The sequence below is a fragment of the Streptacidiphilus carbonis genome, from assembly GCF_000787775.1.
In the GTDB taxonomy this organism is placed as follows: Bacteria; Actinomycetota; Actinomycetes; order Streptomycetales; family Streptomycetaceae; genus Streptacidiphilus; species Streptacidiphilus carbonis.
In genome coordinates, this window is record NZ_BBPM01000062.1 from 19633 (window position 1) to 28639 (window position 9007).

Consider the following 9007-nt stretch of genomic DNA (forward strand, 5'->3'; position numbering starts at 1 on the left):
CGCCGGACAGCAGCCGGCCGAGCAATCCGCCGCCGCAGCCGCCGTGCCGGCGCCGGCCACCTCTGGGTCGCGCTGGCGGCCGTGGCGGTTCCGGATGTCCAACGACGTCTGGGGAGTCCCGCAGGTAAGCGACGGCGTGCTGTATGTCACCAGCTTCGAGGTGCACGCCCTCGACATCGCCACCGGCCGCCGCCGGTTCAAGACCCGCGACGTCGCCTGGGCGATGTCGGTCGCCGACGGCCAGGTCCACGCCGCGGACGGCCCCAGCCTGTTCACCCTGGCCGCGGCGGACGGGGCCGAGCGCTGGCGGGTCACCCTGGACGGCTGGACCTACTCGCTGGACGCCGGCGGCGGCGTGCTGGTCGCCGGGACCAGGGGCGGCGGCGTCCAGGTCCGCTCGGCGATCGACGGAAGCCAGATGTGGCAGGTCGGCGACGCGCAGCAGGAGTACGAGAGCCCGCAGTCGGGCCCCTGCGTGGTCGGGGAGTCGGTCTACTACTACGGCGGCGGGATGCTGCACGCCCTGGACCTGACGACGGGTCGGCCGCGCTGGTCGTTCCCGGTCGGCGAGGACGTCCCGTCCCGTCCGGTGCTGCGCAACGGGGTGCTGCACCTGACCTCCGGCGCCCGGGTGCTGGCCCTGGACGAGGAGTCCGGGGAGGAGCGCTGGCGCTTCAAGGCCCCGGTGGTGCTGTTCACCCCGCCGACCCTGGACGACCAGGGGAGTCTTTTCGCCGCCGACTACCTCGGCGCGGTCTTCGCCCTGGACACGTCGAACGGGGCGGTGCGCTGGCAGGCCCGGACCGGCGGACGCCAGGGGATCGATCCCGTCGTGCACGAGGACGGGACCGTCCTGGTCGGCAGCGGCGACACCGTCTACGCCTTCGCCGCTCGCGACGGCGAGGAGCGCTGGCGCCACACCGCCCGCGGCGAGGTCGCCGGCTCCCCGGCGGCGTACGGCGGCCTGGTCCACTTCGGCAGCCGCGACCACTCGCTCTACACGCTGGACCTGGCCACGGGGCGGCTCCGCTGGAAGCTCGACACCGGCGGGGAGATCACCGGCTCCCCGGTGGCGGTCGACGGCCGGGTCTTCGCTTGCAGCAAGGACCGGTGCGTCTACGCCCTGGACGCCGCCCGCGGGACCGCCACGCGGGACTGAACAACGGCGCTGCCCACGCTGCACCTACGCAGGCGGCCGGTCGCGCAGTTCCCCGCGCCTCTATGGGGCTGCAACTGATCCGCTGTGATCAAGTTGCACTATCAGGGGCGCGGGGCTCTGCTTGATCAACTGCGCGCGCTGCCAACCACGCACCTCCGTAGAGGGCTGGCAGCGCAGTTCCCCGCACCCCCAGGTAGTCAGCGGTGCCTGACCTGCCAGCCGGCCCATGCGGAGCTGACCATGTCTTCGAGGCTGAACTCTGCGGTCCAGCCGAGCTCGCGGGTGATCAGGTCCGCGGAGGCGACCACGCGGGCCGGGTCGCCCGGTCGGCGGGAGACCACTTCGGCGGCGGTGTCGCGTCCGGTGACCCTGCCGATGACGGCGAGCATCTCGCGGACCGACACGCCCGCCCCGCGGCCGATGTTGAGGACCAGCTCCGTCCCGTCCGGGTCGGCTTCGAGCCGCCGCACCGCGGCCACATGCGCGGTGGCGACGTCCGCCACGTGGATGTAGTCGCGGATGCAGGTGCCGTCCGGCGTCGGGTAGTCGTCGCCGAAGACCAGCGGCGGCAGCCCCTCGTCGATGCGCTCGAACACCATCGGCACCAGGTTGAAGACCCCCGGGTCGCCCAGCTCGGCGGTGGCCGCGCCGGCGACGTTGAAGTAGCGCAGCGCCACCGTGCCCATGCCGTGGGCCCGGCCCACCCCGCGGACCAGCCACTCGCCGATGAGCTTGGTCTCGCCGTAGGGGCTCATCGGGGCGCACGGCGTGGCCTCGGTGACGATGTCGACGTCCGGCATGCCGTACACCGCGGCGGAGGAGGACAGCAGGAACCGGCGCACCCCGGCCTCGGCCGCGGCCTCCAGCACCACCCGCAGGCCCTCCACGTTCTCGCGGTAGTAGCGCAGCGGCTGCTCGACGGACTCGCCGACCTGCTTCTTGGCGGCGATGTGGAGCACCCCGCTGACCTGGTGCTCCTTCAGGACCCGGTCGAGCAGCGCGCGGTCCAGGGTGGAGCCCTCGACCAGCGGGACGCCGTCCGGGAGCCGCGCCGGGTCGCCGGTGCTCAGGTCGTCCAGGACGACCACGCCCCGTCCGTCCTCGACCATGGCGCGCACCACATGTGCGCCGATGAAACCCGCCCCGCCCGTGATCAGCCAAGTCATGGACGGCATTCTACGAGCGGCCCCGCACGGTCCGGGGCGGCTTCACGGTCCGGTGAGCGCCCAGCGCGGAACGGCCACGCCCGGGGCGAGGGTCTGGTAGACGGCCTGGACCGGTGCGCCGATGCGCAGTCGGGCCACCGGAACCGCGTTCCAGGGGGCGTCGGGGCGGCGTACCGAGGGGGTGAGCGTGCCGACCAGGCGGACGGCCGGATCGTCGTCGAGCTCGACCACGGCGACCGGGTAGGGGGCCTGTTCCGCGTAGGCGGGGAGCAGCGGGGGGTGGGCGACGACGAACGACCAGATCCGTCCGCGCCCCGAGGTCGGCTGCCACTCGTCCGCGAAACTGTGGCAGCGCGGGCAGCTGGGGCGGGGCGGGAAGCGCCGCAGTCCGCAGTCGGCGCAGGCCTGCACCCGCAGCTCGCCGCGCAGCGTGTACTCCCAGAACGGTTCGCCGTCGGCGTCGGGCCAGGGCAGCAGCAGGCCGTCGGCCAGGCCGCCGGCCGCGTTGACCGCTTCGGTGACAGACATTCCGGACACTCCTTCAGTTGCGCAGCAGCAGGGCCGAGGTGGGCACGCCCTCGCCGGCCGTGACCAGGCAGGTCGCGGCGTCGGGGACCTGGGAGGTGGAGCTGCCGCGCAGCTGCCGGACGCCCTCGTCGATCAGGTTGAAGCCGTGCACATAACCCTCGGAGAGGCCTCCGCCGGCAGTGTTGATCGGCAGCCGGCCGCCCAGTTCGAGCGCCCCGCCCTCGGTGAACGCGGCGCCCTCGCCGCGTCCACAGAAGCCGTAGCCCTCCAGCGAGAGCGGGATCAGCGGGGTGAAGGCGTCGTAGATCTGGGCGGTGTCCACATCCTGTGGACCGAGGTCGGCGGTCTTCCACAGCTGGCGGGCCGCGGTCCAGGCTGGTCCGGTCAGCGGGTCGTCGTTCCAGTAGTTGACCATCCCGTGGTGCTGGGCCGGCAGGCCCTGCGCGGCGGCGTGGACGTACACCGGCTTGCGCCGGCAGTCGCGGGCCCGCTCGGCGCCGACCACCACGCAGGCCAGCGCGCCGTCGGTCTCCAGGCAGTTGTCGTAGAGGCAGAGCGGTTCGGAGATCCAGCGGGCGTCCATGTACATCTCCCGGGTCAGCGGGCGCTCGTACATCACCGCCTCCGGGTTCTGGTTGGCGCGGTTGCGGCAGGCCAGGGCGACGTTGAAGAGGTGGTCCCGGGTGGCGCCGTACTCGTGCATGTAGCGGCGGGCCAGCACGGCGATCTCGTCGACGGGGCGCAGCAGGCCGAAGGGGCGGGTCCACTGGGCCGGGGTGGGCAGCTGCACGCTGGTGTTGGTCCACGGCCGGACGCCCGAGCCGCGCTTCCGGGAGCGCCAGGCGACGCCCACACTCGCCTGGCCGGTGGCCACCGCCATGGCCAGGTGGGCGACGGTGGCGCAGGAGCCACCGCCGCCGAAGCCGGTGCGGCTGAAGAAGGTGATGTCACCGGCGCCGATGGACTTGGCCAGCTCGACCTCGTCGGTCTCCTCCATGGTGTAGGAGGCGAGCGCGTCCACCTCGGCGGGGTCGATCCCGGCGTCGTCCAGGGCGGCCAGCACGGCCCGGCAGGCGAGGGTCTTCTCGGGCTCGTCGAGGTTCTTGGCGAAGCGGGTCCGGCCGATGCCGACGATCGCCGTACGGTCCTTGAGCATGGCTTCCCCCGGTGGGTCGGACGGTGGTCGAGCAGCGCTTCCGTATCTGACGTGGCGTCAGAATAGGTGTCCGGGGGTCTGGTCGGAAGGCCGCCGCCGATCTAATCTGACGTGGCGTCAAACTCGGGCGGTTCGGGTCGATTCGGAGGGCGCCGTGCGCGGAGATCTGGAGTGGGGCACCATCCCCCGGCTGGTCAGGGGCGCCGCGGTGACCCACGGTGAGCGCGAGGCCGTGGTCGGGCCGCGGACCCGGCTCAGCTACCGCGACCTCGGCGCCCGGGTGGAGCGGGCCGCCGCCGCGGTGATGGCGGCCGGGGTGGGCGCGGGCGAGCGGGTGGCGATCTGGGCCCCGAACACCCCGGACTACGTGGTCGCCGCGCTGGGCGCGGTCAGCGCCGGCGCGGTGCTGGTGCCGCTGGGCACCCGGCTCAAGGGCGCCGAGGCGGTGGAGCTGCTGCGGCGCACCCGGGCCAGGCTGCTCTTCGTCACCGACGCCTTCCTCGGCGTCAGCTACGCCTCGGCGCTGCGGTCGGCGGCGGGCGGGGCGGCCCCGGGCGGCACCGCCCGGGGCCGCCGTCCGCTGCGGGACCTGCCGGAGCTGCGCACCGTGGTGGTGCTCGGCGACCGGGCCGAGGCCGGCGAGGGGTTCCAGGACTGGCGCGGCTTCCTGGCCGCCGCCGCCGACGTCCCGACCCGGGCCGTGCTGGAGCGGGCCGACGCCGTCCAGCCGGAGGACCCGGCCGACATCATGTTCACCTCCGGCACCACCGGGCGCCCCAAGGGCGCCGTCACCAGCCACGCCCAGTCCCTGCGCGCCTTCGCCACCTGGGCCGACATCGCCGGCCTGGTCGAGGGCGACCGCTACCTGGTGGTCAACCCGTTCACCCACACCTTCGGCTGGAAGGCCGGGGTGCTGGCCGCGCTGATGCGCGGGGCGACGGTGCTGCCGCAGCCGGTGTTCGACGCCGAGGCGGTGCTCGCCAAGGTCTCCAGCGAGCAGGTCACCGTGCTGCCCGGGGCGCCTACCGTCTACCAGTCGCTGCTGGACCACCCGGCCCGCGGCTGCTACGACCTGCACACCCTGCGGCTGGCCGTCACCGGGGCCGCCGTGGTGCCGCTGGAACTGGTCACCCGGATCCGCGAGGAGTTGGGCTTCCGCACCGTGCTCACCGCCTACGGGCTCACCGAGTCCTGCGGCCTGGTCACCATGGGCCGCCGCGGCGACGACCCCGGCCTGATCGCGGCCACCTCGGGACGCGCGGTCCCCGGCGTCACCGTCCGGGTGGCCGACGAGGAGTCCAAGGAGCAGCCCGCGGGCACTCCCGGCGAGGTGCAGGTGCGCGGCTACACCGTGATGCGTGAGTACTTCGAGGACCCGGAGGGGACCGAACTGGCCTTCACCCGGGACGGCTGGCTTCGTACCGGCGACATCGGCGTCATGGACGACGAGGGCAATCTGCGGATCACCGACCGGCTCAAGGACATGTACACGGTGGGCGGCTTCAACGCCTACCCCGCCGAGATCGAACAGGTGCTGGCCCGGCACCCGCTGGTCGCCGACGTCGCCGTGGTCGGCGTGCCCGATCCGCGGCTCGGCGAGGTCGGCAAGGCCTTCGTGGTCCCGCGCGGCGAGCCGGCCCCGGGGGCGCTCCAGGAGGCCGCCGCCGAGCTCATCGCCTGGTCCCGTCGGGAGATGGCCAACTACAAGGTCCCGCGTCAGGTCGAATTCGTTTCCGAACTTCCCCGCAACGCCTCGGGAAAGATACTGAAAGGCCGGCTCAGAGGGTGAATGCCGGTTAACCGGTGCGGAACTCTCACCGCCGCCCTATCTCCGCCACAGCCTCCGCACAGCCGGGTGCCGAAGCCTGTCGTACATGAGCCAACCGACAGTGCTGGCGGCGGAGCCCGCCGCGGACCCGGAATCGGCCCCGCAGTCCGGCGGCCGGACCAGACTGGTCGAGATCGTCGTCCCCGTCTACAACGAGGAGCACATCCTCGAGGACAGTGTGCGGCGTCTGCACGCCTATCTGGCCGAGACCTTCCCGTACCGCTTCACCATCACCGTCGCCGACAACGCCAGCACTGACGCAACCTGGCAGGTCGCGACCGGTCTGGCCGCCGAGATCCCCGAGGTGCGCGCCGTCCACCTCGATCAGAAGGGCCGGGGCCGCGCCCTGCGCCAGGTCTGGAGCAGCAGCGACGCCGACGTCGTCAGCTACATGGACGTGGACCTCTCCACCGGCCTCGACGCCTTCCTGCCCCTGGTCGCGCCACTGCTGTCGGGCCACAGCGACCTCGCCATCGGCAGCCGCCTGCACCGCGGCTCCGCCGTGGTCCGCGGTCCCAAGCGCGAGTTCATCTCCCGTACGTACAACCTGATGCTGCGCACCACCATGGCCGCGAAGTTCTCCGACGCCCAGTGCGGCTTCAAGGCCGCCCGGACCGACGTGGTCAAGGCGCTGCTCGGCTCGGTCGAGGACCAGACCTGGTTCTTCGACACCGAGCTGCTGCTGCTCGCCGAGCGCAGCGGCCTGCGGATCCACGAGGTCCCGGTGGACTGGGTGGACGACCCGGACAGCCGGGTCGACATCGTCCGCACGGTCAAGGACGACCTCAAGGGGATGTGGCGGGTGGCCAGGAAGACCCTCTCCGGGGCGACCCGGCTGCCGGTGCCGCCCCGGGTCCAGCAGGCCCAGCTGCCGCCGGCGATGCGCTGGCAGCTGTCCAGCTTCGCGGTGATCGGCGTCATCAGCACCCTCGCCTATCTGGCGCTCTACCTGATCCTGCGTCAACTCTCACCGGCCGTCCTGGCCAACGCCGTCGCACTGTTCACCACCGCGATCGCCAACACGGCCGCCAACCGGCGCTTCACCTTCGGTGTCACCGGCACCAGGGACGCCCTCAAGCACCAGGTCGAGGGCGGTATCGCCTTCGTCATCGGTCTGGTGCTCAGCACTGTCACCCTCGCGGTCGTCAAGGTCGCCGCCCCGGGGGCCTCCCATGTCGTCGAACTCGCCGCACTGGTGGGTGCGAACGCACTGTCCACGGTCGTCCGCTTCCTGCTCATGCGGGTCTGGGTGTTCAACCCCAAGCGGCAGGCCCGCCGCCACGCGGCCTCCTCCTCGCACAACCAGGAGCTGAACCACTGATGAGCGCGCACGTTACCGCCCCTCCGGCCGCCGGGAGCGACCAGGTCCGGAGCACCGGACGATCACGGCTGCACAGGGTCTTCCTCGGCAGGGAGACCGCCCCGCGCTGGGCCCGCCCGGCGCTGTGGGGCGTGCTGCTGCTGTCCGTCGGCGTCTACGTCTACGGGCTCGGCCAGAACGGCGACGCCAACTCGTACTACGCCGCCGCCGTGCTCAGCGGTACCAAGAGCTGGTCGTCGATGTTCTTCGGCTCGCTGGACACCGGGAACTTCATCACCGTCGACAAGCCGCCGTTCGCGCTGTGGGTGATGGAGGCGTCCTGCCGGATCTTCGGCTTCGGCACCTGGCAGATGCTGCTGCCCATCGCGGCCTGCGGCATCGCCGCGGTCGGGGTGCTCTACAGCGCGGTCCGCCGGGTCTTCGGGCACGCCGCGGCCACCGTCGCCGGGCTGGTGCTGGCACTCACCCCGATCACCGTCGCCATCACCCGGGACAACAACCCCGACCCGGTGCTGGTGCTGCTCACCGTGTCGGCCGCCTGGTGCACCCTGGAGTCGATCCGCAGCGGGAAGCTGCAGCCGCTGGTGTGGGCCGGCGTCCTGGTCGGCTTCGCCTTCAACACCAAGATGCTGCAGGCCTACATGGTGCTGCCGGCCTTCTTCCTGGCCTACGCGTGGGCGGCCAGGGGCACGGTGCTGAAGCGGGTGCGCAACCTGCTGATCGCCGGTGCAGCGCTGATCGTGTCCAGCGGCTGGTGGATGGTCATCGTGGACTCCATCCCCAGGAGCGAGCGGCCCTTCGTCGGCTCCAGCACCAAGGACACCGTCTGGGACCTGGTCACCGGCTACAACGGCCTGGCCCGCATCACCGGGAACAGCGGCGGGGCCGGGGGAGGCGGCGGAGGGGCCAACTTCGGTGGCACCGCCGGGGCCGCACGGCTCTTCAACTCCATCCTCGGCGGCCAGATCTCCTGGCTCATCCCGTTCGCGTTCATCGCGCTGGCCGCCGCACTGGTGCTGCGCGGGCGCAGGCGGCGCACCGACCTCCAGCGCGCCTCCTACCTGCTGTGGGGCGGTTGGCTGCTGACGCACTACGTGACCTTCAGCTTCGCCTCCGGCACCTTCCACCCGTACTACACGACCATGCTGGCCCCCGCGATCGCCGCCCTCACCGGGGGCGGCGGGGTCGCCGTCTTCCGGGCCTTCCGGGTCCGCTCGGCGGCCTGGGCCTGGGTGCTGCCGCTGGGCATCGCGGTGTCGGCGGTGTGGGCGATCGTGCTGCTCCGCCGGACGAGCAGCTTCGACAGCTGGCTGTGGCCGACGATCGCGGTGCTGGCGCTGGCCGCGGTGGTCTTCCTGCTGGTCGCCAGGTTCGGCAAGGTGGCCGGGCCGCTCTTCACGGTGGGTGCGGCGGCCGGGCTGATCGCGCTGCTGGCCGGGCCCGCGGCGTACGCCGCCGACACGGCGACCGGCGGCGCGATCAACGGCACCAACCCGAGCAGCGGCCCGTCCTCCGGCGGGATGGGCGGGATGGGCGGCGGTGCGCCCGGCGGCGGTGGCTTCGGCGGCGGTACGGGCGGCGGCCAGCGCGGTGAGCGTCCGACCGGCACGACCGGCGGCTTCCCCGGCGGCGGCCGCACCGGCGAGATGCCGACCGGCGGTCAGGGAGCCCCGGGCGGGCAGACGGGTCAGACAGGTCAGTCGGGCCAGTCGGGCCAGTCGGGTCGGACCGGCGAGCTGCCCACCGGCGGCTTCCCGGGCGGCGACGGCGGCGCGCCGTCGGGCGGTGGTACGGCCGGCGGCTTCGGCGGTGGCGGTGGCGGCGGAATGGGCGGCAGCGTCAGCACCCA

The 9007-nt window shown here is 72.9% G+C and carries 7 protein-coding genes; 4 read left to right on the plus strand and 3 right to left on the minus strand.

Going from position 1 to position 9007, the window contains the following annotated elements:
- A partial coding sequence (locus TR46_RS31780; protein ID WP_152626799.1) for an outer membrane protein assembly factor BamB family protein occupies nucleotides 1–1159 on the plus strand: 1159 nt, incomplete at its 5' end.
- Between the two features lie 197 nt (nucleotides 1160–1356).
- On the opposite strand, the gene galE is transcribed toward TR46_RS31780, so the two are convergent.
- Genes galE through TR46_RS31795 form a run of 3 tightly spaced genes read right to left on the minus strand, consistent with a single transcriptional unit; the run spans nucleotide 1357 to nucleotide 4009 of the window.
- Nucleotides 1357–2325 (minus strand): UDP-glucose 4-epimerase GalE, encoded by a 969-nt coding sequence (galE, locus tag TR46_RS31785; protein ID WP_042408628.1) that lies wholly within the window; start codon nucleotides 2323–2325, stop codon nucleotides 1357–1359.
- Between the two features lie 42 nt (nucleotides 2326–2367).
- Nucleotides 2368–2853 carry a Zn-ribbon domain-containing OB-fold protein gene (locus TR46_RS31790; RefSeq protein ID WP_042408631.1) on the minus strand — a complete coding sequence of 162 codons (486 nt, stop codon included), beginning with the start codon at nucleotides 2851–2853 and terminating at the stop codon, nucleotides 2368–2370.
- A 13-nt stretch (nucleotides 2854–2866) separates the two neighbouring features.
- Nucleotides 2867–4009, minus strand: coding sequence for a lipid-transfer protein (locus TR46_RS31795; protein WP_042408633.1), 1143 nt, complete (start codon nucleotides 4007–4009; stop codon nucleotides 2867–2869).
- A gap of 154 nt (nucleotides 4010–4163) precedes the next feature.
- Here TR46_RS31795 and TR46_RS31800 point away from each other — a divergent pair, with 154 nt between their 5' ends.
- From TR46_RS31800 to TR46_RS31810, 3 genes are all read left to right on the plus strand, one after another.
- The gene (locus tag TR46_RS31800; protein WP_042408636.1) at nucleotides 4164–5798 is read left to right on the plus strand and encodes a FadD3 family acyl-CoA ligase; all 1635 of its coding nucleotides are present in this window, start codon (nucleotides 4164–4166) and stop codon (nucleotides 5796–5798) included.
- A gap of 85 nt (nucleotides 5799–5883) precedes the next feature.
- Nucleotides 5884–7158: a bifunctional glycosyltransferase family 2/GtrA family protein gene (locus TR46_RS31805; protein WP_084719113.1), complete on the plus strand. Its 1275-nt coding sequence runs from the start codon at nucleotides 5884–5886 to the stop codon at nucleotides 7156–7158.
- Nucleotides 7158–9007: glycosyltransferase family 39 protein (locus TR46_RS31810; protein WP_052433268.1), on the plus strand; the 1850-nt coding region annotated here is incomplete at its 3' end. The genes TR46_RS31805 and TR46_RS31810, both read left to right, overlap by 1 nt.

Bases quoted from the DNA above. Each gene is read 5' to 3' on its own strand.
- galE (WP_042408628.1), bottom strand. From the start codon at position 2,325: ATGACTTGGCTGATCACGGGCGGGGCGGGTTTCATCGGCGCACATGTG.
- TR46_RS31790 (WP_042408631.1), bottom strand. From the start codon at position 2,853: ATGTCTGTCACCGAAGCGGTCAACGCGGCCGGCGGCCTGGCCGACGGC.
- TR46_RS31795 (WP_042408633.1), bottom strand. From the start codon at position 4,009: ATGCTCAAGGACCGTACGGCGATCGTCGGCATCGGCCGGACCCGCTTC.
- TR46_RS31805 (WP_084719113.1), top strand. From the start codon at position 5,884: ATGAGCCAACCGACAGTGCTGGCGGCGGAGCCCGCCGCGGACCCGGAA.